This is a genomic window from Mesobacillus sp., from assembly GCF_057785455.1.
Window position 1 is genome coordinate 25219 of the sequence record NZ_JBYNSB010000045.1, and the last position, 24257, is coordinate 49475.

Sequence of the window (24257 nt, forward strand, 5' to 3'; positions counted from 1 at the left end):
CATGAGCTCAAGAGCGGATGATGTTCGCAGAAGAATGATGAAAAGGAAAAAAGAGCGGGAAAGAATGGAGAAAATGGACCAGGGGCGATTCTTATTTTCTGAGGAGGAGCGGCATGGCTTTGACAGGGTTCCGTCCTACGATATTGGTCCTGGCGATGGAAACCATCCATTATTCAAAAAGGAAGTTTTCTTGTTCAAGATCCTGGCTTCAGCGTGTCTTGTATTGATTGTCGCGATTCTGTTCAGGAGCCCTGCTGAAAAAGCAGTTACGGTTCAAAATTATGTGAAGCATGCGATGGAACAGGAATTTCAGTTTGCGGCTGTTTCAGATTGGTATGAAGATCAGTTCGGAAAGCCGCTTGCGCTTCTTCCGGTAAAAAATACTGGAGACACTGACAAACAGGAGCTTTCAGAAGATACGGAATATGCTCTTCCTGCGTCTGGAAAGATCCTTGAGGATTTTGGCGATAATGGCCAGAGGATCATGATTGAGACAGGAAAAGGTGCAGGAGTCGAAGCGATGGATGAAGGTCTTGTCCACTTTGTGGGTATGAAGGATGGATTCGGAAAGACGGTCATCATCCAGCATGCTGATAAAAGTGAAACATGGTATGGGAATCTTGATGGCATCGATGTGAATCTTTACGAGTACATCTCGAAAGGAACGAAGGTTGGAACCGCCATGGACAGCACGGATGGTACGAAAGGTTCATTTTATTTTGCGATTAAAAAAGGGAATGACTTCATAGACCCGGTCCAGGTGATCAAATTTGAATAAAACTCTTTCTTTGCTTCGTAAAATCCAGATTCATCCTTTGCTGTGGCTGGTTATTGCCCTTGCTGTCGCAACTGCGCATTTTATTGAATTGATGATGGTGCTGCTGATAATTTTTGTTCATGAAATGGGACATGGTGCAGCAGCTTCTTTTTTTTCATGGAGAATCAAAAAAATTGCGATGCTGCCGTTCGGAGGAGTTGCTGAAATGGATGAGCACGGCAATCGTCCTCTCAAAGAAGAGCTGTATGTTGTGCTTGCCGGGCCGCTTCAGCATGTTTGGATGATGGGACTCGCTTATATGTTATATCTGGCTGGCATTTTTCCGGAAAAATGGCATTCGCTTTTCATTGAGTACAATTTAATGGTCCTGGTTTTTAACATGCTGCCAATATGGCCGCTGGATGGCGGCAAGCTTGTATTCATCCTGTTTTCCCTGAGTGCATCCTTCCAGGAGGCGCATGCAAGGACGATCTTTTTATCGATTGCGGCTCTGGCAATCTTTTCACTTAGCATAACGATTTTGGCTCCATTAACATTGAATGTCTGGGTGATCATTGGTTTCTTGGGCTTCTCCCTGTATTATGAATGGAAGCAAAGGCGATTTATTTTCATGCGCTTCTTAATGGAAAGGCATTATGGAAAACAAAGTGATTTTCGGGAGCTAAAACCGATCAATGTGGCAGAAAATGATCTGGTAGGCAATGTCCTTGAAAAATTCCAGCGCGGGTGCAAGCATCCTATCATTGTAAAACAAAAAAACGGGGAAGAACTCGTTATGGATGAGAATGAACTGCTTCACGCATTTTTCACCGAAAAACTGATGACTGCCAAAATAGGAGATTTGCTTTACACATATTGAAATAGGATAATAAATGCAGCGGGACCCTGTTCCTGCTGCATTTTTTTACATGGGGAGAAATCATGGAACAACTGATTATTAATACCATATCGAGAGAAAAACGCTTAGCATTGATCAGGAATGGCAATGTGGAAAAAATACATATAGAACAGCCTGATCAGCAGTCTCTAGTAGGCAATATTTATCTTGGAATCGTAGAGAAGGTCATCCCGGGCATGAATGCGGCTTTTGTCAATTTTGGGGAGGAGATGAGCGGCTTCCTGTCCAGGGACAAGGTTCCGGGATTTGTTCTTTCAGAGGAAGATAATAAATCAAATCGTCCGATATCTGCCTTTATTCATCAGGGCGAGCGTCTCCTTATTCAGGTGGAAAAGGATGCTGCCGGCACCAAGGGGGCAAGACTTACTGCGATCATTGAGCTTCAGGGCTCAAATCTTGTCTATATGCCCAAGGGAAAATACGTGGCGGTCTCGAAAAAAGCGGAAACTCCCGAAATCAGGGACCGATGGCGGGAGTTTGCCCAGAGAGCCAAAACTCCGGAGGAAGGGCTGATATTCCGCACAGAAAGCCTTCGCCAGCAGGAAGAAGCCATTACTGGTGAACTGGATGAGCTGCGTGCCCAGTATATGGATCTGCAAAAAGCTGCTCAAGTCATGAAAAAGCCAGGGATTATATACCTTAGAGATACGTTTTACGAACAAGCTGCCTCAATTATTTCCCTCATGTCTGGAGGCAGTATTATCGTTGACAGCCTCGAGCTGAAACAGAAGCTTGAGCTGCAGCAAAAAGATAGGAATTCTGTCGTGCTTTACAATGGGAAAGATAATATTTTCTCTCATTATAAAATAGAGGCTGAGATTGAACGATTGCTCAAACGGATTGTCTGGCTTGAAAAGGGTGCCTATTTGGTGATTGACCAGGCAGAGGCACTTACAATCATAGATGTGAACACAGGTAAATTTTCCGGAAAAACCAATTTAAACGATACGGCAGTAAAAACGAATATGGCGGCAGCGGCGGAGGCAGCCCGGCAAATCAGGCTCAGGGATCTTGCGGGGATCATCCTTATTGATTTTATCGATATGAAGGAAAACACGGACCGCGATATGGTCCTTGACATTGTCCGCAAGGAAATCCTTAAAGATGAACGCCGGACCCGGATTGTTGGTTTTACCGAACTAGGAATCCTGCAGCTAACGAGGAAAAAGACAAAGCAGTCGCTTTCTGAGTCATTGACTGCTGTTTGCGGAACATGCGGCGGTTCAGGCCAGGTGCTCAGTGCCGAAACAATCGCCTACCGCCTTGAACGGGAATTGTGGGAATATCGCAATGGAGATCATGATGCCGTCTGGATTTCCACAACTGAAGAGGTTGCAGGCCATTTTTCAGGCGGGGATGGCAGCCATAAAACCAGGATCGAGGATGCATTAGGTTTACGGATAAATTTCGAAATAACACATTCAGAGAAACCTTTTTATGATATACTGAGATTCGGTGCTTCAACCAGGCACTTTTAACAAAAAATACAGCTGTCAGTTAACATTAATCAATACGTATTATTATGTTGACACTATCGCTTGGCATATGATAGTATTTTAATGTTATTGTTTGTAGCACCCGTGCTACAACCGCACACATCAGGTCCACAAGTTTTGCTTCGGCAAACGCCTGCTGATGGCGAGTCTGAGTCTAATGAGGAGGTGCACTGGAATGTACGCAATTATCGAAACTGGCGGCAAGCAAGTAAAGGTAGAAGAAGGACAAGCAATCTACATTGAAAAGCTAAATGCTGCTGAAGGCGAAACTGTAACTTTTGACAAGGTTCTTTTTGTAGGTGGCGATAACGTTAAAGTTGGAAGCCCAGTAGTTGAAGGCGCAACTGTAACTGCTAAAGTTGAAAAGAACGGCCGTCAAAAGAAAATCATCGTTTTCAAGTACAAAGCGAAGAAAAACAACCGTAAGAAGCAAGGTCATCGTCAGCCTTACACTAAAGTTGTGATCGAAAAGATCAACGCTTAATTTAGGCGGATTACCATGATTCGTGCAACGATTAATCGTACAAAATCCGGACGCATCCAGTCGTTTACAATCAGCGGCCACGCTGGGTATGCTGCCCATGGCAGCGACATTGTCTGTGCAGGTGTTTCGACCATCTCGATAGGGACTGTCAATTCCATCATCGTTTTGACAGGAATCACCCCGGACATTGAACAGGGTGCAGATGGTTTTCTCCGCTGTGAAGTCCCGGACAATTTGCCCGAGGATACACAGGAGAAAATTCAATTGCTCCTCGAAAGCATGGTCATTACATTGCAATCGATGGAAAAAGAGTACGGAAAGCACATAAAATTAACCTTCAAACAGTAGGAGGTGGAACAAATGTTAAGATTAGATCTTCAATTCTTCGCTTCTAAGAAGGGTGTAGGTTCAACTAAGAACGGACGTGACTCAATCGCAAAGCGTCTTGGCGCTAAGCGTGCAGATGGTCAATTCGTAACTGGTGGTTCTATCCTTTACCGTCAGCGCGGAACTAAAATCTACCCAGGTGTAAACGTGGGTAAAGGTGGAGATGACACTCTATTCGCTAAGGTTGATGGCGTCGTTAAATTCGAACGTCTTGGCCGTGACCGCAAGCAAGTAAGTGTTTATCCTGCAGCTCAAGAAGCGTAAGCCAAAGAGAAGCCCTAACCACTGCGGTTAGGGTTTTCTTGTTTTTTTATTCTTCGCAATAGCTCCTGGTTTTTGTTATTCTGTTCATGAGAGCGTAAATGAACTAATCTTCATTTTTCCAAACATATACATAATAACTTACACAGTGATTCAGCTTTTTTGTTATACTTACACCAAGCAGTTTTATGAGTAGGAGCATGGATATGAAAAAAGAGTGGGATACAATCGAGGTTTTGCGCCATGCGCGCCATGATTGGATGAATCAGCTTCAATTAATTAAAGGCAATCTGGCACTGAATAAAGTGGATCGGGTTAAAGATATCATTGAAGAAATTATCATGGAAGCAAGGCAGGATGCAAAGCTGTCCAATTTACATCTTCCTCAATTTGCCTCTAAGTTGTTAACCTGCAATTGGGAGAATCATTTTTTTCAGCTTGATTATGAAGTGATGGACTCCCAAAACTTCCACAAATTGAATGATCAGCAGCTTGCCGGCTGGACCGAAGAGCTGTTTGCAGCACTCGATTCCTCAATTGAACGTTATCAGGAAAATCATCTTTCCGTAACAATTGATCCACAGGAAAACGGAATTGGGTTCTTTTTTGATTTTAGCGGAATAATAAATGATAAAAATCGTATAGAAAGCTTTTTGGCGCAACAGCCAGGAAAGGGCTTCCGGGTCATTTCCGATGGAGTTGCCGAGGGTGAATTGACGATTGAAGTTTTTATGGATTCTCTGTAGGGAATCATAGGAATGCGGTTTAAATAAGACATTGGGCTGGGCAGGTATAGAAAGTCCGGTGTCTGAGTGGCAATCGTTTGTATTAAGATGAGGTAAGATGCCATGTTCAAAGGGAATAAAAAAATCAGACAGGTGGTTATGACATAATGTTTGTCGATCAGGTAAAAATTTACGTAAAAGGCGGCGACGGCGGCGATGGAATGGTTGCTTTCCGCCGTGAAAAATATGTGCCAAAGGGCGGTCCAGCTGGCGGTGACGGAGGAAATGGCGCAAATGTCGTCTTCCAGGTAGAAGAGGGACTCCGCACATTGATGGATTTCAGGTACCAGCGCCACTTCAAGGCACCGCGCGGAGAGCACGGAATGTCTAAAAACCAGCACGGCAAAAATTCCAAGGATATGATTGTCAAAGTTCCACCGGGGACAATCGTAACCGATGCCAATACAGGTGCAGTCATTGCTGACCTGGTTGAGCATGGCCAGCAGGCTGTTATTGCACGTGGAGGACGCGGAGGACGCGGGAATTCCCGTTTCGCAACGCCGGCAAACCCTGCACCAGAGCTGTCTGAAAAGGGCGAGCCAGGCCAGGAACGAGACATTATTATGGAATTGAAGCTTTTGGCTGATGTAGGTTTGGTCGGTTTTCCAAGCGTCGGAAAATCAACCCTGCTTTCTGTCGTATCAGCGGCAAGGCCGAAAATTGCTGAATATCACTTCACGACAATTGCGCCAAACCTGGGAATGGTCGAGACAGAGGACGGCAGAAGCTTCGTGCTTGCAGATCTTCCAGGATTGATTGAGGGAGCGCATTCCGGTGTCGGACTTGGCCATCAATTCCTTCGCCATATTGAACGGACCCGCGTCATCATCCATGTCATTGATATGGCAGCGACAGAAGGACGCGACCCTTATGAAGACTATTTGACAATCAACAATGAATTGAAGGAATACAACCTGAGATTGACTGAACGTCCGCAGGTAATTGTCGCCAATAAAATGGACATGCCAGATGCAGAAGAGAATCTTAAGGAATTTAAAGAAAAGCTTGGCGATGACTATCCAATCTTCCCGATTTCCGCAGTTACGCGTGAAGGTCTTCGTGAGTTGTTATTCGCAGTAGCGGATTTACTGGAAAATACGCCAGAATTCCCGCTGATCGAAGAAGAAGTGGAAGCTGAAAGTGAAGTTAATCGTGTTATGTACAAGCATGAAAAAGCTGAACAAGAATTTAAAATTACCCGTGAGCCGGATGGATCATTTGTCATTTCTGGTGACAGCATAGAGAGACTCTTCAAGATGACCGACTTCTCAAGAGAGGAATCAGTAAGAAGATTTGCGCGCCAGATGCGAGGCATGGGTATTGATGATGCGCTTCGTGAAAGAGGAGCACAAGACGGAGATACAGTTAAGCTTCTTGAGTACGAATTCGAATTTGTTGAGTAATCCCCAAAGTGAGGGGGAACCTCCATTTTTTGAGTACTTTTTTAACACGGCGACAGCGCACTTCTGATGGGGTGGAATCATGAAACAAAATCAAATGGATAAAAAGTTTTTCCTCGTCCGGGAAGATGTGCTGCCGGAAGCGATGAAAAAAACGCTCGAAGCAAAGGAAATGATTGAACGAGGGAAGGCAGAGTCGGTTTGGGATGCAGTCCAGCGGGTGGATTTGAGCCGCAGTGCATTTTATAAATATCGCGACACTGTATTCCCGTTTCATACAGTCGTAAAAGAACGGATCATCACGCTGTTTTTCCAGCTTGAAGACCGTTCAGGCACATTGTCAGAGCTGCTTAGTACTGTTGCGGCCACTGGCTGCAATGTGCTGACGATACATCAAACAATCCCGCTTCAGGGCCGGGCAAACGTGACATTGAGCTTGAATGTAACGGAAATGAAGGTTGAAATGGATGAAATGCTTGCTCGCCTGAGAAGGCTTGAGTTCATTGAAAAAGTAGAAGTGCTCGGTTCGGGCGCATAGAGAGACAGGATTGCTTCAGGGGAGGATTTGGCATGAAAATTGGATATCTAGGACCTAAAGCGACATTTACCGATATGGCTGCACGCCATTTATTCCTTGATGCTGACAGGATCCCGTTTGTAAGTATTCCAGAATGTATGGACGCCGTAGCCGCAGGTGATATAGACGCAGCCATAGTCCCGCTGGAAAATTCAATTGAAGGCTCTGTGAACATCACGATTGATTATTTAGTCCATGAGTCAGAGCTATCGATCATCGGCGAAGCAGTCGTACCGATCAGGCAGCATTTGCTCGTCCATGCTGAGAATGCTGAAAGCTGGCAGAAGGCTGAGATGATTTGCAGTCATTCTCACGCACTGGCTCAATGCCATAAATTTCTCCACAAAGAATTTAAAGGTATTCCTCAGGAAAACATGGCTTCGACTGCGGCAGCAGCAAAGTACGTCAAGGACCATCCGGAAATGAACATTGCTGCTGTCGCTAACAGCCTGGCTGCGGAAGAATATGGCCTGATCAAAGCGGTGGAAAACATCCATGATTATGGCTATAACCATACAGTTTTTGCGATTCTTTCAAAAGAAGAACACAAAATCGAATTGAAGTCTTCCGGTGACTTTAAGACAACCTTAGTAATCACGCTTCCCTCAGACCAGGCGGGAGCTTTGCATCAGGTGCTGTCTGCCTTTTCCTGGCGGAAGCTCAATCTCTCAAAAATAGAATCCCGGCCAATGAAAACAGGTCTTGGCAAATATTTTTTCATCATCGACATTGCCGAAAAAATGGATGATGTTTTAATTCCCGGAGCCATTGCCGAATTGGAAGCCCTCGGCTGCAGTGTCAGAATGCTTGGGAGTTATTCTAGTAACGAAGTTTAAAAATCCATCAGTTGATGGATTTTTTTATTGGATTCTAACAACCATTTCAAAAGGCTTAGGACAACTCGGCAGCTCAAAAATGATGAGCATTGTTCTAATGGATGCTCTTAAGACAATTCAAAAGCAGAAAACCGAAACGAATGGTTCTAATAGGTGTTCCCAAGACAATTCAAAAGCAGAAAACCGAAACGAATGGTTCTAATAGGTGTTCTTAAGACAATTCAAAAGCAGAAAACCGAAACGAATGGTTCTAATAGGTGTTCTTAAGACAATTCAAAAGCAGAAACCCGAAACGAATGGTTCTAATAAATGTTCCCAAGACAATTCAACAGCAGGAACCCGAAACGAATGGTTCTAATAGGTGTTTTTAAGACAATTCAAAAGCAGAAAAGCCCGCTGAATTGTTCTAATAGGTGTTCTCAAGACAATTCAAAAGCAGAAACCCGAAACGAATGGTTCTAATAGGTGTTCCCAAGACAATTCAAAAGCAGAAACCCGAAACGAAGTGTTCTAACAGTGCCTCTCAAGACAATTGTGATAAAAATAAAATAACCCCTATAAAACAATCCAAGGCGGCAAAACCATCGGAGATTGTTTTTTAGGGGTTATTATCATTCTAGATCAATCAGGAATCCGGCTTTTCTCAATGCTTCTTCTGCTTCATCAAGGACTTTTTCGGATGGAGCTGAAAGGGTATGGAGGTGGATGCCGTCGGTCAGCTCTGATAGATAAGCAGCTTTCGTTGCCCGTATTTTTTCCGTGAATTGTTTTACTTCGTAACGATTCGCTACCATGATGGAGGCTGTGAGATCCCCATATACCGGATGTTCAATTTTTACATCCTTCACTGTCACTCCGTGGTCTACCAGGAGAATCAGCTCCTCCTCAGTCCGGTCCGGGGCATGTGAGCAGGCGATGGTTCGTTCTGCTGCCGTCGGATTGGAAGCGTTCATGTACAAATATCCCTGGCTGGTCGCGATGATTGGCTCATTCCTGGCTTTCAGCAGCGTGATATCTCCCACGATGACCTGCCTGCTGACATTGGCGATGGATGCGAGCTCGCTGCCGGTAATCGGCTCCCTGCTTTCCTTCAAGCGGTTAAGGATAAATGCCCGGCGCTCATCCCCGAGGATTTTAGTAGGTTCACTCATTAATCCGATCCTCTCCTTCTTACTATTCATTCGTGAATTTTACCATAAAAGGTAGACAATTTAAAACGAAGAGGAATGAACGAGTAATTCTGTCAGTATTTTCCCAAGTTCCACAGCATCATCGTGTTTTGTCCCTTTCCCGAATGATATCCTGAAAAATTCCTTTGCCTCTTTTCCGCTAATGCCCATTGCCGCCATTGTTTTTGCAGGTGCCTGCTTCCCAATATGGCATGCAGATCCGGTCGAGATGGCAAAGCCTTTGCGGTTGCATTCAAGCATAACATACTGTCCTTCTATCCCAGTGATGGCCATTCCCATGATACCCGGCAGCTGAGCAGGGCCGTTCCCGCCAAAAATCTTAATCATATCCCGTGCTCCAGCACATGTCTCAATAAATGCGGCCCTCAGTTCCTCGATTCTTTTCGTATCAGTTTCTAAATTTGCATAGGCCTTCTGGGCCGCAGCAGTCATCGCAGCGATTCCAGGGACATTCACGGTACCTGGCCTGAAGCCAGCTTCGTGTGCTGTTCCAGGTATGTAGGGTTTCCAGGCAATCCGAGGATTCACATAAGCTGCACCGGTTCCTTTTGGGCCATAAAACTTATGCCCAGAAATTGAAAGCGCGTCAACCTTTGCTGCAATTTGCTGGATTGGAAGCTTTCCGAATGACTGGACACAGTCACTATGAAACAGGATATCTTCTCTTTTGCAAAAATCAGCGATTGTTTCGATAGGCTGAATGGTTCCAATTTCGGGATTCACATGATGCAGGGATATAAGCACCGTTTCGTTTCTCACGGATTCCTCGAGCGTGGGCAGATCTATTAGCCCATTTTGGTTTAATGGCAGAAAGGTGATTTCCCAGCCCTCCAGCTCCAGCTTTTTCATCAGATTATAGACAGATGAATGTTCCGCAGCTCCGGTAATGATATGCTTTCCGGGCTTTTTCTTAGCAGATAATAGAGCCATGATCCCAAGGAAATTAGCTTCAGAACCGCCGCTGGTAAAAAAAATCCCCTTTGAATCTATCTCAAGCAGGCGGGAGAATTCATTCCTGCAGCTCTCCAAAAGATTCGCAGCGCTGCTTCCGGTGTCATGCAGGCTCTGGCTATTACCAAAGTACTCAGTTGAGGCTTTTACATATAGATCTGCAGCGTCCTGGTCGAGCGGCGTTGTTGCAGCATAATCAAAATATTTCATTTCTGTCCTCCAGAGTAAAAGTATCTATAAGGCTAGTAAAATAGCCCGGTAATGAAAAGTTCTTGTCAACAGTGTAAAACTGTGTAAATATAGATGTCAAGACACCTGTTAACCCAGGAGGCAATTAAATTATGAAACAAGCAAATATAATCATTATTGGCAGTGGGATTGCGGCATTGCAATTGGCCAATACATTATCAAAGAGCTTGAATGTGATGATTCTCACAAAGGAAGAGTTAACAACAAGCAATTCATATATGGCCCAAGGCGGTATTGCGGCTGCTGTTGACTTGAAGGATGACCCTTATTGCCACTATCTCGATACTCTTGAGGCAGGAGCCCATCACAATAATGCCGAAGCCGTGCTGGCGATGACAAAGGCAGCTCCTGAATTAATAAAATCATTCTGGCGGTCGGGCTGTCGATTTGATTTGAATCAGCACGGAGAACTGCTATTGGGCATGGAGGGGGCACATAGCACAAACAGGATTGTGCATAGCGGTGGAGATGCGACTGGCAGGCATATGGTTGATTTCCTGCTGGCAAATCTGGCTGGGAATATATGTGTGGAACATTCTGTCCAGGCGTATGAATTGCTTCTCGATGAGCAGAAAGACATCTGTGTCGGCGTTAAAGGGAAGCTTCCTGACGGCACGATTGAGCATTATTATGCTGACCATGTCGTCCTGGCGACCGGCGGCTGCGGGCAGCTTTATTCATTTACCTCCAATGCAGCCACTGCGACGGGTGATGGCATGGCAATGGCCTATATGGCAGGAGCGGAGCTGGCGGATATGGAATTCATTCAATTCCATCCGACTCTTCTTTTTGTGGATGGAAAAACATGCGGACTGGTTTCCGAAGCTGTCAGGGGAGAAGGTGCCGTGCTAGTTACAGGGGACGGAACTAGAATCATGGAGGGAGTACATCCATTAAAAGATTTAGCTCCGAGGCATATTGTTTCTCAAACCATTTATGATTTTTTGAAAAACGGGACCCAAATTTATTTAGACATTTCTTCAGTCGAACAATTCTATACTCGTTTTCCGACAATCAGCAAGCTTTGTGAAGATCATGGAGTCCGATTGGATAAAGGGCTGATTCCGGTAGTTCCCGGAAGCCATTTTATCATGGGCGGAGTAAAAACAGATTTGGTTGGCCGTACAACGATCGAAGGTTTGTATGCTATCGGCGAAGTGGCCTGCACCGGAATTCATGGTGCGAACCGGCTCGCAAGCAACTCGTTGCTGGAAGGCCTTTTCATCGGACGCAGACTTGCAGAATGGCTGAACAGCAATCCGGACATTAAAGCAGGAACAAACAGCGCTGTTCCCAAGAAAAGGTATAATATAGCACCTGCAAACCTTCCGGAAGTCCATTTATTAAAACGGACGATGATGGATGGGGCGGGAATTGTCCGTACAAAGCACGCTCTGGCAGCACAAAAGGAGTGGCTGGATCAGTTCGGGTTCGAGGCCTGGCTTGGCAGCTCTCTCGACGATCTTACTCCTGATGAACTCAGTCAATTATTTTTATATATAACAGCCTGCCTTGTAACAGAATCTGCGCTTGAACGGACAGAAAGCAGGGGAGGGCATTACCGCCTTGATTTTCCGAAAGAAGATAATGCGAACTGGATGAAAAAACAAATCATCCGTAAACGAAAAACTGCAAAGGATGGGAAGCATGAATACAATCAAGCTGCGCTTGCTACTTGAACAATTTTTTATAGAGGATATTGGTGACAGGGATGTATCGAGTGAATTGATTTTTGGCAGTAATCAGTCAGGAAGCATTGTATTGCTTGCCAAGGAGAATGGCATCTTTTGTGGAGCGCAAGTGATCAATACAGGCTTCCGCCTCCTGGATGAGGAATGCCAGGTCAGTATGAAGGTACAGGATGGCGATAGAATCGAAAAAGGCCAGCAGCTCGCGACGATTTCAGGACGTATTTCTTCTTTATTAAAAGCGGAAAGAGTCGTGCTGAATCTTGTCCAGCGGATGAGCGGCATTGCGACTAAGACAAATGAGGCTGTGGCGGTCCTCGGAAGCAGCAAGACGAAGATTTGTGATACAAGGAAAACGACACCTGGGCTGCGGATGCTTGAAAAATATGCAGTCAGATGCGGAGGAGGTTTCAACCACCGGTATGGGCTTTATGATGCGGTCATGATCAAGGACAATCATATTTCATTCGCAGGTTCCATCACCAATGCAGTTGAAACGGTTAAATCCAATCTTGGCCATATGGTAAAGGTTGAAGTGGAAATTGAAACTAAAGCCCAGCTTCAGGAAGCGATCGATGCAAGGGTCGACTGTATTATGTTTGATAATCGGACTCCGCAAGAAATCGCGGATTGGATTGGAATGGTTCCGGAAGGGTTTTTAACGGAAGCTTCTGGCGGAATTACTCTCGAAAATCTTCACAGCTACCGTGACTGCGGCGTGGATTACATTTCCCTGGGCTTCCTCACCCATTCTGTCAAGTCACTGGATATAAGCGCAAAGGTAATTGCGGAATAGAAAGGGGAAACTGAAATGAATATTTTGGCAGCACTTGATGCGAAATCCGGAATGCTCCCTGAAAAATACAGGAATATGTCCGTACAGGAATTAGAGGTCATGATTCAGGATATTAAATCGAAGATGGGAAAAAAATTATTTATTCCCGGACATCACTACCAAAAGGATGAAGTAATCCAGTTTGCTGATGCAACAGGCGACTCACTAAAGCTGGCCCAGTTATCTGCTGATAATAAAGAAGCTGAACATATCGTTTTTTGCGGAGTCCATTTCATGGCGGAAACGGCTGATATTTTAACCGGAGAAGACCAGAAAGTCTATTTGCCTGATATGAGGGCAGGCTGTTCCATGGCAGATATGGCCGACATCTACCAAACGGAACGTGCCTGGGAATTCCTGCAGGTATTATTTGGTGATACAATCCTTCCATTAACATACGTGAATTCAACAGCCGCAATCAAGGCTTTTGTAGGAGCAAATGGCGGTGCAACAGTGACTTCATCAAATGCAGAAAAGATGGTAAAGTGGGCTTTTACAAAAAAGGATCGGCTGCTGTTCCTGCCAGACCAGCATTTAGGCAGGAATACGGCATTCAATATCGGAATTGGCTTAGATGAGATGGCTGTTTATAATCCAAATGAAAATATCCTGGAATTTGACGGACCGCTTGAAAAAGTGAAGGTCATCCTCTGGAAGGGGCATTGCTCCGTCCACGAGAATTTTACCGTGGAAAATATCAAGGATGTCCGTAAAGCCCATCCTGATATGAAAATAATTGTCCACCCGGAATGCCGCCGGGAAGTAGTCGAGCTCTCTGAAATGGCGGGTTCTACCAATTATATTATTGATGCCATAGAAGCCTCCCCATCAGGGTCAGCCTGGGCGATTGGAACTGAAATGAATCTTGTTAACCGTTTGATTGCTGCGCATCCAGAAAAGCATATCATTTCATTGAATCCACATATGTGCCCATGCCTGACGATGAACAGAATCGATCTCCAGCACCTTGCCTGGAGCCTCGACTCCATCCAGCAGGGACAGGAATTGAACATCATCAAGGTTGATGAAAAGACAGCAGGAAATGCCAAACTCGCACTTGACCGAATGCTGCAGCTTTCATAATTAATAGTCCTCCCAGACAAGGGAGGATTTTTTATTTTAGGAAAAGCTTATTAAAGCTTGTTACAACATATTTATTTAGAGTAATGCATAAGTTTTTTTGAAGAATGTTAGCAAAATGCCCACACCCACATACAATATATGGACTTATGCCATAGGAGGGAATCAGAATGAAGCTCCATATCGTACAGAAAGGGGATACTCTTTGGAAGATCGCCAAGAAGTACGGCGTGAACTTTGAAGAGCTGAAAAAGATGAATGCCCAGCTCAGCAACCCTGATATGATTATGCCCGGTATGAAAATAAAAGTTCCAACCGCTGGAGGTAATGTAAAGAAAGAAGCTCCAATCGGTGGAATGGCAAAAATCAATATGGGTGGCAAAAAAGAGATGCCGATCGCTCAACAGCCAATTGCCAAAGAGATGCCTATAGAAGTGAAGAAAGAGGCGCCGGTAAAAGAAGTGCCTAAGGAAGCTCCAGTCAAGGAGCAGCCAAAGATGGAAGCGCCAAAAATGGAAATGCCAAAAATGGAAATGCCAAAGCAAGAGGCGCCTAAACCGATTAAGAAAGAAGAAGCAGTAAAACCATATACTCCTAAAATGCCGAAGCAGATCATGCCTGAAATTGACATAAACAATTATTATATGCTGAATATGTCTAATATGCAGCTTCCGCCTAAGCCACAGCCAAAACCGCAGCTAAAACCGCAGCTCCCGCCGAAGCCAGAAAATATTTTCCCGGAAGTCAAGCCTCAAGTGCAACCTGAAGTGAAGCCGCAAGTAAAACCTGAAGTGAAACCGCAAGCGAAAGCAGAAGTGAAGCCACAGGTAAAGCCGCTGCCAAAAGCAGAAGTGAAACCGAGTGTTAAATCTGAAATCAAACCTGGAATAAAAATTGAAAAGAATGATTACATGGATGAATCACCATCAATTATGCCTATGACTCAAGGAGGTTACCAGCAGCCTATGATTCCTTATCCACACCCTTGCTATCCCGGAGCTCCATCAATGACAGGTCCTGGTTATGGTTATCCTGGAGCGCAGCAAATGATGCCATACCCTCAGGTACAAGGGGCTATGCAGTACCCTGGAATGATGCCATATCCTCAGGTGCAGGGTGCAATGCAATATCCGGGAATGATGCCTGGCATGGGAGAAATGGAAAGCTCCTCATTTGCAGAAAATATGCAGATGCCTCTGAGCCCTGCAGCTGAAAACATGCCGGCGAATATGCAGCCACAGGTTTCGCCGGAGATGACAGGGCCAACCTTTTATGGCATCCCGATTTCACCTGTATTGCCTGGTCCAGGATGGTGTCCGCCATATGGACAGATGCCATATATGCCGCAGGTAGGCGGAATGATGCAAGATCAGATGCCAATGATGCCGCAGCAGGTAGCCGGAATGCAGGACCAGATGCCAATGATGCCGCAAGTAGGCGGAATGATGGAAAGTAATATGCCGATGATGCCGCAAGTAGGCGGGATGATGGATGATGAATCCTCTGATATGCCAATGCCGCAAATGCCGCAGGCAGGCGGAATGATGGGAAACAATATGCCGCAAATGCCGCAGGTAGGCGGAATGATGGAAAATAATATGCCGCAAATGCCGCAGGTAGGCGGAATGACGGAAAATAATATGCCGCAAATGCCGCAGGTAGGCGGGATGATGGATAACCAAATGCCAATGATGCCACAGGTAGGCGGGATGATGGGTAACAATATGCCGATGATGCCGCAGGTAGGCGGAATGATGGATAATCAAATGCCAATGATGCCGCAGGTAGGCGGAATGATGGATAATCAAATGCCAATGATGCCGCAGGTAGGCGGGATGATGGGTAACAATATGCCGATGATGCCGCAGGTAGGCGGAATGATGGGTAACAATATGCCGATGAAGCCGCAGGTAGGCGGAATGATGGGTAACAATATGCCGATGATGCCGCAGGTAGGCGGGATGATGGATAACAATATGCCAATGATGCCGCAGCAGGTAGGCGGGATGATGGATAACAATATGCCGCCGCAAGTAGGCGGGGCAATGCAGCCTCCAATGCTTCCTAAGCAAGGCGTAAAGGGAATGGGCAGTGATTGTGGCTGTGGAGGGCAAATGGGCACTCCATATGGACCGGTGGGAGCAGGTTACCCAGGAGGACCGATGGGCACTCCTTATGGAATGATGGGAGCAGGTTACCCAGGAGGACCGGGAATGCACCACATGCACCCGCACCATGTCTATCCAATGGGAATGGGTATGGGACCTGGACCTGGACCTGGAGGGTTCATGAATCCTTATGGAGCAGGACCAATGGGCCCTGGTTATGCAATGCCTGCACGTTTTGAAGACGAAAGCAATGAATATTAATCTCAACAAGAAAGGGGGAGACGATTTGTACAATAATCGTCTCTTCTCTTATTTATCAAAAAAACTCGGCTTGAATATCATTGAACTGAAGCAATTAAGGGGAAATGTTTATTTTGTAAAGACTGAGAATTTGGAATTCATCGTAAAAGGCTATAAGGATTTAAGGAAGCTCAAAGTTCAGGAAGCATTCGCTTCTTCATTAAGAAAAACAGGCTTTCCTTATTCTTATACTTTTTATCCAAACCCCAATGATCCCCTTTACTGCGAGGATCAATACTTAGGGATAATGGAATTTATTGAACCAGCAAGAGAGCCTTTTCATTATGAACATAAGAACGACCGAACAGCTGGAATTGATCTGTTAGAATTGTTCCATTCAAAAACGGAGAATTTAACCTCTTCCTACTCTTCATTAATACCTAAAGTAAACTTAACAAGGAAATGGCATCAACGGAAAAATGAATTTGTCCATAACTTGCCTAAGGTCAATTATTACATTGGCAAAGAAATTACTGATGAATTCATAAAGTGGGCAGATTTTTCCCTGGCTGGTTTTATAAAATTAAAAAGCTCGATTGATAATGAACCACAGGCAATACTTCATGGTGATGTCGCTCACCACAACTTCCTAAGGGCAAAGGATGGAACACTGCATTTAATTGACTTTGATTTGATCAGCATTGGTTCTCCAGCTTATGATTTGCTTCAATATGCCAACCGGATCCTGCCATTTACCGGCTGGAAGCTTGATGAGCTGGCTGAAATCAAACTCCTGAGAAACTGGCTTGATTCTGAAGCGTTTCTATATGGCTTATTATACCCTGCCGATTTATTTAGGGAATGGAACAGGATCATCAGAGAGGGAAATCATTCAAATCCCTACAGAACCGCACCAATTGTTGAGATGACGATAGGCCAATTACAGCAAAGACAGCAATTCCATCAGGAAATAAGAGCATTGCTTCCCTGAGGTGATTGGGCTTTTCTGACAGAATGAAAAAGCAGCCCCAGCCGCACCCTAATAATGAGCAGAATCATGCTCATAAATAGGCTGCATGGGGGTTTTTCTATTGGATAAAAGAATAAAGCTGGTTCCATTAACATCCCTATTAGTGATTGGCCTGGCTGCGTGCAATGGAGATGACGAGGCAGGGGTTCGGACGCAGAACACAAATGCTGCTCAGCCTTTAGGTTATTATTCCAATGAAAAGGGCAATGAAGTAGATGTCATGGATGACCGCGAAGGTCCTTTGACTGAGATCTTTGACCATAACTTCGGAAAAGAAGGCAGAGTTGCTGAGGAACAGAAACGAATGCGGCTCCAGTCAAAGGATGAAAACGGCAACCCGCCTAATCCTACCGTCCCAAGAGCTGACCATGACCATAACTTTTTTCAGCGGGATAACCGATACAGCCGCGGAGACTTGAATTATCACGGCCATTTGGATGATAAAAGGGGCAGCGGGAAGGCAAGGGTATACGGAAATACAGAGCAGGATGAAAAGCTTGCACGCAAGGTGAAGAATGCTGCTGCTTCTGTAGACAATGTCGATAAGGTAAGATCGATTCTCTTCGGAAAAAAAGTGGAAATTGCTGTAAGCTATAAAGATAAGTCACTCGAGAAACAGACGAAAAAAGAAATCGAAAAAGCTGTCAGACCATATCTAGAAGGCCGAGTATTAAGAATCATCAGGGACGAAGGGACTTTCAGCAGACCAAGAAATATTGACTATGACCGTAAGAATGGGAATCCGGAAGAAAGTATAAATGTTAATTAATTTGGAACATGGAAGGCAAAGCGCGGCTTTGTCTTCTTTTTTACATTAAGATCATTACTGGTGATAACAAGTATTTTGGCTGCGATTCCCTCCATGAAAGGAAGGGTTGGCACTCACTGCAACTCAATCGGATTTTTTTTTTGAAAATGTAAAGAGAGCCTTGCTTAAAACACTTCAGCATGATTTTTCACATCTGAAAGGCAATGAGAGTCAGGCTCAATACAGTTCAGCTGGACTTTTTACATCTGAAAAGGCAATGAGAGCCTCCCTCAATACACCTCAGTTGTCTTTGAAATGCAATGAGGCTCCCTCAATACACTTCTTTTAATATTTTCACCCCTGAGATGCATTGTGATCGACTAAACAAATACAATGTTCAGCGTATTATCACTATGAAGAAATCAAACTCAGTCTTCTCTTAAAGGAGTCGAAGAGCCTGCTGCTTACGCGGTTAATGCTAATCTCAACAATCATAATTAAATAAAATCGCTTGGCATTTTGCCAATTTCATTACCTGGTTTTCTATTGGAGGATAAATGAATAATTTTTGGCTAAACTATTAGTGAAGAGGTAAACATACTCTATCTATGGCAACATAATAAGAAGAGAGGTGGACAGCAATGGGTTCAAAATTTATGTTGAAATTATCCTTCGTCGTTTCAATGGTGCTCATCAGTCTATCAGGCTATGGTTTGGCACTTTTTACAGAACCTGCTTTTGCTGAGAAGCCGGAAGCCACGAGCCAGGAGACGACTGAACCATTAGAAGTGACCATCATTTTGCAAAGATTTTATCTCGATGGAGAAATGAGTGAGGAAAGAGTTACGGAAACGATTTGGTCCATGGAGGATTTCTGGGCTAAATACGATAAATGGCAGCTGGTCGATATTGAAAAGGATAAAGCCGTCTTTCGCCAGGGTATAGATGATATTTCACCGCTGCTTAAGGCGAATGGCTATTTTGGACTTTCCGATGAGGGAGTGTTAACCATATTCAATGGAAGGCCAGAAGGCTCAAATATTATCCAATCCTTCTTTCAAATCGATCTCGGCAGACTTGAAAGCATCAAGCGTGATCAGCTGAAAAAAGGCATTCCGATCCGGAATAAACAATGCTATGAAGAAGTCCTTGAGACTTTCAAACCATATACTCTGCAGGAAGAACATTGAAGGGCCTATTGAGGGTCCTTTTTTGTTTGGTTTAAGGATATAGCAAAATGGTTTTTTTAAAATAAACCATATGTTCGCATTTTTAGATATTTTAGTACGTCCCATTAAAAATTGTATGTTAAAATGAGGTACAGCAAATTAGAGGGGCGAGTGTATTGTACGAATTCATCAAAGGCTCTGTGGATTTTGTCGGGCCTGAATATATAGTTCTTGAAAATAACGGGATTGGTTATCAGATCATGACACCAAACCCATTCGTGTTTGCAAAGGAATCTGGCAAGGAAGTGTGTGTCTATACATATCACTATGTTCGTGAGGACTTGATAGCGCTTTACGGTTTTAAGACAAGAGAAGAAAAGGGACTCTTCACCAGATTATTGAATGTATCTGGAATAGGCCCAAAAGGGGCGCTTGCAATTCTTGCTTCTGGAGTGCCTGACCAGGTCGTCCAGGCGATTGAAAATGAAGATGAAGCCTTCCTTGTAAAATTCCCTGGTGTCGGAAAGAAGACAGCAAGACAAATGATATTGGATTTGAAGGGGAAACTGCATGATTTGGTTCCTGACTTTTTCCCTAATTTATTCAATGCTGATGAGGTGGCTGCAGCAGTCAGTGCTTCGAATGAGCTTGATGAAGCTATTCTTGCTCTCCAGGCACTTGGTTACTCCGAGAAGGAAATACGCAAGATTACACCTGAATTGAAAAAGGAATCATTATCAACAGATCAATATATCAAGCTGGCACTGCAGAAGCTTTTAAAATAATTATTTGATTAAAGGGTGATCTACAGATGGAAGAACGTATCATCTCCAGCGAAGCGGGCGACCAGGATCTTTCCTTTGAGCAGAGCCTGCGTCCGCAGACACTCAGGCAGTATATAGGACAGGACAAGGTGAAAGCTAATCTTGAGGTGTTTATAGAAGCTGCGAAAATGAGGCGTGAAACGCTGGACCATGTTTTGCTATACGGTCCGCCTGGTTTGGGGAAGACGACGCTGGCTGCTATCATCGCGAATGAAATGGGTGTAAACCTTAGGACAACTTCTGGTCCTGCAATCGAGAGGCCTGGGGACCTTGCTGCAATTTTGACAGCACTGGAGCCGGGCGATGTCCTGTTCATAGATGAAATCCATCGTCTCCCAAGGACGATCGAGGAAGTTCTTTATCCTGCGATGGAGGATTTCTGCCTGGATATCGTTATTGGTAAAGGGCCAAGCGCGCGTTCTGTCCGGCTGGATTTGCCGCCGTTCACACTGGTAGGGGCTACAACAAGGGCAGGTTCATTATCAGCTCCTCTGAGAGACAGGTTTGGAGTCCTTAGCAGGCTGGAATACTATAATGAAGAGCAGTTGACGGACATTGTTGTCCGGACTGCTGACCTGCTTGAAACGGATATAGACTGGCTCGCAGCACAGGAACTGGCCAGGAGATCAAGAGGGACGCCAAGGATCGCGAACCGCCTGTTGAAACGGGTACGTGACTTTGCCCAGGTTCGGGGAAACGGTTCTATCGAGGAATTGCTGACAAAAGAAGCACTTGAATTGATGCAGGTAGACCGTTTAGGGCTCGATCATATTGACCATAAATTACTTAAAGGGATCATTGAAAAATACCGGGGAGGGCCAGTCGGGCTTGATACAATCGCTGCTACGATCGGTGAAGAATCCCAGACAATAGAAGATGTGTACGAGCCCTATTTATTGCAGATCGGGTTTTTGCAGCGCACGCCAAGGGGAAGGATAGTAACGGAGGCTGTATATCGACATTTCCAGATGGAGGTGCCTGAATGACAGGTGCGGCAAAGTTCATCATGATTGCTGGAGTGGTCATTTTTATCATTGGCTTTATCATGCAATTCATCAATTTGGGCAGGCTGCCTGGCGATGTTGTCATCAAGAAGGGCAATGCCACATTTTACTTCCCAATCGTTACATCTATTGTTGTAAGCATCATATTATCGGCGATTTTCTATTTTATTGGCAGATTTCGCTGAAACTGAATAAAAGTAAGGGTGACATCATGAAGGTAGAATTATTTGATTTTCATTTGCCAGAGGAATTAATTGCTCAGACTCCGCTTGAACAGCGGGCCGAAAGCAGACTGATGGTTTTGGATAAACAATCGGGAAATATTGCACACAGTACATTTAAAAATATCAAAGAATATCTTAAGCCGGGGGATTGCCTTGTTTTAAACGATACAAAGGTGCTTCCTGCCAGACTATTTGGCTTAAAGGAAGACACAGGCGCAAAGATTGAAGTCCTTTTGTTGAAACAGGGGGAAGAAGATGAGTGGGAAACGCTTGTCAAGCCTGCAAAGCGGATCAAGGAAGGAACAAAAATTGTCTTCGGCGATGGATTATTGACAGCAGTTTGCACTGGGGAAGCGGATCATGGGGGAAGGACCATGAAGTTTTCTTATGAAGGAATATTTTATGAGGTTCTTGAGCAGCTTGGCGAAATGCCCCTCCCTCCGTATATCAAGGAGCAGCTGGATGACCGCGACCGGTATCAGACTGTATACGCCAGGGAGCGGGGTTCTGCAGCAGCTCCAACCGCGGGACTTCATTTTACCGAAGAATTGCTTGAAGAGCTGAAGGAATCGGGAATCCACATTGCCTTCATCACTTTGCATGTTGGCCTTGGGACCTTTAGGCCGGTAAGTGTTGATTCTGTTGAAGAACATGATATGCATTCGGAGTTTTACCAGGTAACAGAAGGAACTGCCTTGCTTTTGAACAAGGTCCGGGAAGAAGGCGGCAGAATTATTACCGTTGGGACTACTTCAACGAGGACGCTTGAGACAATCGCGACAGCAAATGATGGCAAATTCGTCCCGGAAAATGGCTGGACCAATATTTTCATTTATCCAGGCTATGAATTCAAGGCGATTGATGGAATGATCACAAATTTTCATTTGCCGAAATCAACATTGATCATGCTGGTAAGTGCACTGGCAGGACGTGAAAATGTCCTTCATGCCTATAATACAGCAGTCCAGGAAAGATACCGTTTCTTCAGCTTTGGCGATGCAATGCTGATATTATAGTTTGTTGTAGGTATTTATTTTAACACTGCGATATAATAAAAGGGCTCAGTTATAGATGTTGATTGTAAAACCGTTGATAGTAGCGGAAGGCGCGCAGACTCCTTCGGGATGCAGCGGGACAGGTGAGACCTAGGCAGGAATGGCCCGAAAGAAGGGGCCAATTTACCCCGCAGGAGCAAAGCGACGAGTAGGCTCACCGGACTCCCCAAGAAAAGTTCGCTCTTGAAAAAGCCGGCAATTGGGCTTTCATAATTTTTCAGAGGAAAGCGAAGCGCCTGGATTGGAAATCAACATATATCTCTAGAAGTAAATATTTTTTATAAATACTGCCATGATTTATCAATGGAAGGGGCATATAACTATTGTCAGCAATACGATACGAATTAATTAAAACCTGTAAGCAAACCGGAGCAAGGCTTGGACGCGTCCATACGCCTCATGGTTCCTTTGAAACGCCTGTTTTTATGCCAGTAGGGACTCTTGCTACTGTCAAAACGATGGCACCTGAAGAGCTAGTCGAAATGGGAGCCGGGATCATTCTCAGCAATACCTACCATCTTTGGCTGAGACCAGGGCATGAAATTGTCCAGGAGGCTGGAGGCCTGCATAAGTTCATGAATTGGGACCGCGCTATTCTTACTGATTCTGGAGGATTCCAGGTGTTTTCTTTGAGTGAGTTCAGGAAGATCGAGGAGGAAGGTGTCCACTTCCGCAATCATTTAAATGGGGACAAGCTGTTCCTGTCTCCTGAGAAAGCGATGGAAATCCAAAATGCACTTGGTTCCGATATTATGATGGCGTTTGACGAGTGCCCGCCGTATCCAGCTGAATTTGATTATATGAAAAAATCAGTGGAAAGGACTTCCCGCTGGGCTGAGCGCTGCCTGACTGCACACAAGCGTCCGCAGGACCAGGGATTATTCGGCATCGTCCAGGGCGGTGAATATGAAGAATTAAGAAAGCAAAGTGCTAAGGACCTGGTATCAATGGACTTCCCAGGCTATGCCGTTGGCGGATTATCCGTCGGGGAACCAAAAGACGTCATGAACAGGGTTCTTGAATTTACAACTCCTTGGCTTCCTTCTGATAAGCCGAGGTATTTAATGGGAGTTGGGTCACCGGATTCATTGATTGATGGCGCCATCCGCGGAATCGATATGTTTGACTGCGTTTTGCCAACCCGTATTGCCCGTAATGGCACATTGATGACAAGCCAGGGAAGGCTTGTAGTTAAAAACGCGCAGTTCGCAAGGGATTTCGGACCGCTTGATCCAAATTGCGATTGCTACACTTGCCGAAACTACAGCAGGGCATATATCCGCCATCTGATCAAAACGGATGAAACCTTTGGAATTAGATTAACTTCTTACCATAATCTCTATTTTCTGATAAACTTAATGGAGCAGGTCAGACAGGCGATCCGCGAAGACCGCCTCGGTGACTTCAGGGATGAATTCTTTGAGCAATATGGCTTCAACAAGCCTAACGCTAAAAATTTCTAATGATCTGTTTTCAGGCTTGAAAGGAGGGGAAATGAATGGAAGGACTAATAGGTACAGTATTCCCGCTGCTGCTAATGTTTGCATTGTTTTATTTCTTGTTGATCCGCCCTCAGCAGAAGAGGCAAAAAGCGGTTCAGCAAATGCAGAGCGACCTTAAAAAGGGTGACAAGGTTGTGACGATCGGCGGTTTGCACGGTATCGTCGATGCAATTGACGAAGGAACTGTTGTCATTAAGTGTGGCGATGGAAGCCGTCTTACATACGACCGTGGAGCGATCCGTGATGTAACGGGCTCAGCGGACATGCTTGCAAAATAATTTGGATAAGAACAAAAAGCGCAAGCGCCTCGTTCAGCCCCGAAAACGAAAAGTATAGCCGACTGCCCAGAAACGCAGAAACTGGAGACTCCGACAAAGAAGCGCTTTTTGCTTCTGCCGGCGGAGTTGAAGTTTCGGAGTTTCTAGGAGGCGAAACTAGACAATAAGAAACGCGGAGGC

At 44.9% G+C, this 24257-nt stretch carries 25 protein-coding genes and 1 other annotated feature; of the genes, 23 read left to right on the forward strand and 2 right to left on the reverse strand.

The window, feature by feature from the left end:
- The first annotated feature begins 1 nt into the window (after position 1).
- The 10 genes from AC3EBE_RS18075 (at position 2) to pheA (ending at position 7902) form a co-directional block, all read left to right on the forward strand.
- Complete coding sequence (locus AC3EBE_RS18075; RefSeq protein ID WP_488596427.1) at positions 2-778, forward strand: peptidoglycan DD-metalloendopeptidase family protein; 777 nt, start codon at positions 2-4, stop codon at positions 776-778.
- Positions 771-1637: a M50 family metallopeptidase gene (locus tag AC3EBE_RS18080; protein ID WP_488596428.1), complete on the forward strand. Its 867-nt coding sequence runs from the start codon at positions 771-773 to the stop codon at positions 1635-1637. The genes AC3EBE_RS18075 and AC3EBE_RS18080 overlap by 8 nt, the downstream gene beginning before the upstream one ends.
- 62 nt (positions 1638-1699) lie before the next feature.
- Positions 1700-3154 carry an Rne/Rng family ribonuclease gene (locus AC3EBE_RS18085; protein ID WP_488596429.1) on the forward strand — a complete coding sequence of 485 codons (1455 nt, stop codon included), beginning with the start codon at positions 1700-1702 and terminating at the stop codon, positions 3152-3154.
- Positions 3155-3253: 99 nt separating this feature from the next.
- Positions 3254-3332: a sequence feature (ribosomal protein L21 leader region), on the forward strand.
- Positions 3333-3347: 15 nt separating this feature from the next.
- Positions 3348-3656 carry a 50S ribosomal protein L21 gene (rplU, locus tag AC3EBE_RS18090; protein ID WP_023627147.1) on the forward strand — a complete coding sequence of 103 codons (309 nt, stop codon included), beginning with the start codon at positions 3348-3350 and terminating at the stop codon, positions 3654-3656.
- Between the two features lie 15 nt (positions 3657-3671).
- Positions 3672-4004 carry a ribosomal-processing cysteine protease Prp gene (locus tag AC3EBE_RS18095; RefSeq protein WP_488596430.1) on the forward strand — a complete coding sequence of 111 codons (333 nt, stop codon included), beginning with the start codon at positions 3672-3674 and terminating at the stop codon, positions 4002-4004.
- 12 nt (positions 4005-4016) lie between these two features.
- Positions 4017-4307, forward strand: a complete 291-nt coding sequence (rpmA, locus tag AC3EBE_RS18100) for a 50S ribosomal protein L27 (protein ID WP_079509900.1) — start codon at positions 4017-4019, stop codon at positions 4305-4307.
- A gap of 203 nt (positions 4308-4510) precedes the next feature.
- On the forward strand, positions 4511-5050 hold the full coding sequence (locus AC3EBE_RS18105; protein ID WP_488596431.1) for a Spo0B C-terminal domain-containing protein: 540 nt from the start codon (positions 4511-4513) through the stop codon (positions 5048-5050).
- A 146-nt stretch (positions 5051-5196) separates the two neighbouring features.
- Positions 5197-6492: a GTPase ObgE gene (gene obgE / locus AC3EBE_RS18110; RefSeq protein WP_488596432.1), complete on the forward strand. Its 1296-nt coding sequence runs from the start codon at positions 5197-5199 to the stop codon at positions 6490-6492.
- 79 nt (positions 6493-6571) lie between these two features.
- Complete coding sequence (locus AC3EBE_RS18115; RefSeq protein WP_488596433.1) at positions 6572-7027, forward strand: ACT domain-containing protein; 456 nt, start codon at positions 6572-6574, stop codon at positions 7025-7027.
- Positions 7028-7059: 32 nt separating this feature from the next.
- Positions 7060-7902: a prephenate dehydratase gene (pheA, locus tag AC3EBE_RS18120; protein ID WP_488596434.1), complete on the forward strand. Its 843-nt coding sequence runs from the start codon at positions 7060-7062 to the stop codon at positions 7900-7902.
- A gap of 611 nt (positions 7903-8513) precedes the next feature.
- Here the strand turns inward: pheA and AC3EBE_RS18125 are convergent.
- Together AC3EBE_RS18125 and AC3EBE_RS18130 are read right to left on the reverse strand one after the other, a co-directional pair.
- Positions 8514-9053, reverse strand: coding sequence for a 3H domain-containing protein (locus tag AC3EBE_RS18125; RefSeq protein WP_488596435.1), 540 nt, complete (start codon positions 9051-9053; stop codon positions 8514-8516).
- Positions 9054-9113: 60 nt separating this feature from the next.
- Entirely contained in the window at positions 9114-10253 is a 1140-nt protein-coding gene (locus AC3EBE_RS18130; RefSeq protein WP_488596436.1) for an IscS subfamily cysteine desulfurase, read from the reverse strand.
- A 131-nt stretch (positions 10254-10384) separates the two neighbouring features.
- On the opposite strand from AC3EBE_RS18130, the gene nadB reads away from it, so the two are divergent.
- The 13 genes from nadB to yajC all read left to right on the forward strand — a co-directional run bounded on the left by nadB (position 10385) and on the right by yajC (position 24077).
- On the forward strand, positions 10385-11971 hold the full coding sequence (nadB, locus tag AC3EBE_RS18135; protein WP_488596437.1) for an L-aspartate oxidase: 1587 nt from the start codon (positions 10385-10387) through the stop codon (positions 11969-11971).
- Positions 11940-12776: a carboxylating nicotinate-nucleotide diphosphorylase gene (nadC, locus tag AC3EBE_RS18140; protein WP_488596438.1), complete on the forward strand. Its 837-nt coding sequence runs from the start codon at positions 11940-11942 to the stop codon at positions 12774-12776. Before nadB ends, nadC begins: the two co-directional genes overlap by 32 nt.
- Before the next feature lie 15 nt (positions 12777-12791).
- Complete coding sequence (gene nadA / locus AC3EBE_RS18145) at positions 12792-13898, forward strand: quinolinate synthase NadA (RefSeq protein WP_488596439.1); 1107 nt, start codon at positions 12792-12794, stop codon at positions 13896-13898.
- Between the two features lie 167 nt (positions 13899-14065).
- Positions 14066-16264, forward strand: coding sequence for a SafA/ExsA family spore coat assembly protein (gene safA / locus AC3EBE_RS18150; protein ID WP_488596440.1), 2199 nt, complete (start codon positions 14066-14068; stop codon positions 16262-16264).
- 25 nt (positions 16265-16289) lie between these two features.
- Complete coding sequence (locus AC3EBE_RS18155) at positions 16290-17234, forward strand: phosphotransferase (protein ID WP_488596441.1); 945 nt, start codon at positions 16290-16292, stop codon at positions 17232-17234.
- 100 nt (positions 17235-17334) lie between these two features.
- Positions 17335-18042 carry a YhcN/YlaJ family sporulation lipoprotein gene (locus AC3EBE_RS18160; protein WP_488596442.1) on the forward strand — a complete coding sequence of 236 codons (708 nt, stop codon included), beginning with the start codon at positions 17335-17337 and terminating at the stop codon, positions 18040-18042.
- A 620-nt stretch (positions 18043-18662) separates the two neighbouring features.
- Entirely contained in the window at positions 18663-19211 is a 549-nt protein-coding gene (locus AC3EBE_RS18165) for a BofC C-terminal domain-containing protein (RefSeq protein ID WP_488596443.1), read from the forward strand.
- 155 nt (positions 19212-19366) lie between these two features.
- Positions 19367-19975 carry a Holliday junction branch migration protein RuvA gene (ruvA, locus tag AC3EBE_RS18170; RefSeq protein ID WP_488596444.1) on the forward strand — a complete coding sequence of 203 codons (609 nt, stop codon included), beginning with the start codon at positions 19367-19369 and terminating at the stop codon, positions 19973-19975.
- Positions 19976-20001: 26 nt separating this feature from the next.
- Positions 20002-21000 carry a Holliday junction branch migration DNA helicase RuvB gene (gene ruvB, locus AC3EBE_RS18175; protein WP_488596445.1) on the forward strand — a complete coding sequence of 333 codons (999 nt, stop codon included), beginning with the start codon at positions 20002-20004 and terminating at the stop codon, positions 20998-21000.
- Positions 20997-21203 carry a DUF2905 domain-containing protein gene (locus AC3EBE_RS18180; RefSeq protein ID WP_488596446.1) on the forward strand — a complete coding sequence of 69 codons (207 nt, stop codon included), beginning with the start codon at positions 20997-20999 and terminating at the stop codon, positions 21201-21203. The genes ruvB and AC3EBE_RS18180 overlap by 4 nt, the downstream gene beginning before the upstream one ends.
- A 26-nt stretch (positions 21204-21229) precedes the next feature.
- Positions 21230-22258, forward strand: a complete 1029-nt coding sequence (gene queA / locus AC3EBE_RS18185; protein WP_488596447.1) for a tRNA preQ1(34) S-adenosylmethionine ribosyltransferase-isomerase QueA — start codon at positions 21230-21232, stop codon at positions 22256-22258.
- A 362-nt stretch (positions 22259-22620) separates the two neighbouring features.
- A complete protein-coding gene (tgt, locus tag AC3EBE_RS18190) occupies positions 22621-23760 on the forward strand; it encodes a tRNA guanosine(34) transglycosylase Tgt (protein WP_488596448.1) in 1140 nt (379 codons plus the stop codon).
- 35 nt (positions 23761-23795) lie between these two features.
- Positions 23796-24077 carry a preprotein translocase subunit YajC gene (yajC, locus tag AC3EBE_RS18195; RefSeq protein ID WP_488596449.1) on the forward strand — a complete coding sequence of 94 codons (282 nt, stop codon included), beginning with the start codon at positions 23796-23798 and terminating at the stop codon, positions 24075-24077.
- The last annotated feature ends 180 nt before the right edge of the window (positions 24078-24257 follow it).

What these genes read in the sequence shown, in the direction of transcription:
- AC3EBE_RS18115 (WP_488596433.1), top strand. Translation starts at nt 6,572, where the DNA reads ATGAAACAAAATCAAATGGATAAAAAGTTTTTCCTCGTCCGGGAAGAT.
- nadB (WP_488596437.1), top strand. Translation starts at nt 10,385, where the DNA reads ATGAAACAAGCAAATATAATCATTATTGGCAGTGGGATTGCGGCATTG.
- AC3EBE_RS18105 (WP_488596431.1), top strand. Translation starts at nt 4,511, where the DNA reads ATGAAAAAAGAGTGGGATACAATCGAGGTTTTGCGCCATGCGCGCCAT.
- pheA (WP_488596434.1), top strand. Translation starts at nt 7,060, where the DNA reads ATGAAAATTGGATATCTAGGACCTAAAGCGACATTTACCGATATGGCT.
- ruvB (WP_488596445.1), top strand. Translation starts at nt 20,002, where the DNA reads ATGGAAGAACGTATCATCTCCAGCGAAGCGGGCGACCAGGATCTTTCC.
- nadA (WP_488596439.1), top strand. Translation starts at nt 12,792, where the DNA reads ATGAATATTTTGGCAGCACTTGATGCGAAATCCGGAATGCTCCCTGAA.
- queA (WP_488596447.1), top strand. Translation starts at nt 21,230, where the DNA reads ATGAAGGTAGAATTATTTGATTTTCATTTGCCAGAGGAATTAATTGCT.
- AC3EBE_RS18125 (WP_488596435.1), bottom strand. Translation starts at nt 9,053, where the DNA reads ATGAGTGAACCTACTAAAATCCTCGGGGATGAGCGCCGGGCATTTATC.
- AC3EBE_RS18085 (WP_488596429.1), top strand. Translation starts at nt 1,700, where the DNA reads ATGGAACAACTGATTATTAATACCATATCGAGAGAAAAACGCTTAGCA.
- rplU (WP_023627147.1), top strand. Translation starts at nt 3,348, where the DNA reads ATGTACGCAATTATCGAAACTGGCGGCAAGCAAGTAAAGGTAGAAGAA.
- yajC (WP_488596449.1), top strand. Translation starts at nt 23,796, where the DNA reads ATGGAAGGACTAATAGGTACAGTATTCCCGCTGCTGCTAATGTTTGCA.
- AC3EBE_RS18180 (WP_488596446.1), top strand. Translation starts at nt 20,997, where the DNA reads ATGACAGGTGCGGCAAAGTTCATCATGATTGCTGGAGTGGTCATTTTT.
- AC3EBE_RS18130 (WP_488596436.1), bottom strand. Translation starts at nt 10,253, where the DNA reads ATGAAATATTTTGATTATGCTGCAACAACGCCGCTCGACCAGGACGCT.
- obgE (WP_488596432.1), top strand. Translation starts at nt 5,197, where the DNA reads ATGTTTGTCGATCAGGTAAAAATTTACGTAAAAGGCGGCGACGGCGGC.
- AC3EBE_RS18165 (WP_488596443.1), top strand. Translation starts at nt 18,663, where the DNA reads ATGGGTTCAAAATTTATGTTGAAATTATCCTTCGTCGTTTCAATGGTG.
- AC3EBE_RS18075 (WP_488596427.1), top strand. Translation starts at nt 2, where the DNA reads ATGAGCTCAAGAGCGGATGATGTTCGCAGAAGAATGATGAAAAGGAAA.
- AC3EBE_RS18095 (WP_488596430.1), top strand. Translation starts at nt 3,672, where the DNA reads ATGATTCGTGCAACGATTAATCGTACAAAATCCGGACGCATCCAGTCG.
- rpmA (WP_079509900.1), top strand. Translation starts at nt 4,017, where the DNA reads ATGTTAAGATTAGATCTTCAATTCTTCGCTTCTAAGAAGGGTGTAGGT.
- safA (WP_488596440.1), top strand. Translation starts at nt 14,066, where the DNA reads ATGAAGCTCCATATCGTACAGAAAGGGGATACTCTTTGGAAGATCGCC.
- nadC (WP_488596438.1), top strand. Translation starts at nt 11,940, where the DNA reads ATGAATACAATCAAGCTGCGCTTGCTACTTGAACAATTTTTTATAGAG.